Origin of the sequence: Bartonella sp. AP88HLJMH, from assembly GCF_042195605.1 — a bacterium.
In the GTDB taxonomy this organism is placed as follows: domain Bacteria; phylum Pseudomonadota; class Alphaproteobacteria; order Rhizobiales; family Rhizobiaceae; genus Bartonella.
The window spans coordinates 1-665 of sequence record NZ_JBHIOR010000114.1 but is presented as its reverse complement, the minus strand read 5'-3'; the positions used below and the strand labels follow the sequence as shown (position 1 = coordinate 665).

Genomic DNA, 665 nt, shown 5'->3' with positions numbered 1-665 from the left:
CCGTTTGGTTCAGAGTGTTTTGCGCATTCACAGTGATTGCGCCATTGCTTGCTATCGTACCACTATTGGTTAAATCACCATGGCTGGTCAGTTGAAGGTCACCACGCTCAATCTCTATGTGCCCTGCTTGGATCACACTATCAGCAACAATATTGACTGCCCCTTGCGTAGAAATGAGACCATCAACATTCTCAAAACTGCCCACATCAATGCGCAAACCATCCCGCGCTAAAACATGCGCACCTTCATCATGTGTAGCGTTTTGTTGCTCTGAATTTGTCGTTTCAGCGCTTTTATTGACAAAAGACGTTGCAACAATCTTCATCTCACCGGCTAAAGCACTGAGAAGACCAGCCTCATTACTTATATGACCAGCACGTGTCTCTTTCAGCCCACCAATGCTGAGAGCCTCTTCAGCAATAATTCTGCCCTGTGTGTTGGTTAAATCACCATCACTGAATAGATCCATAGATTTTTTGGCGTAAATCAGCCCACTATTGCTGACATTTCCTGCCACATTGAGCGCAACATTCTCACCACTAGAGCCAAGCACACCGGCATTGTCTAATTGCCCTGCGATCAAAACAAAAACGCCGCCACTTTGAAGAACCCCTTCGGATGTATTCTTCAGAAAGGCTTGTTGCGGATCGGCGCCTTCTTGTGCA

At 46.5% G+C, this 665-nt stretch carries 1 protein-coding gene; it reads right to left on the bottom strand.

What is annotated here, in order from left to right:
* On the bottom strand, positions 1-665 hold a 665-nt coding region (locus tag ACFIMA_RS09880), incomplete at both ends, for a hypothetical protein (RefSeq protein WP_375693790.1).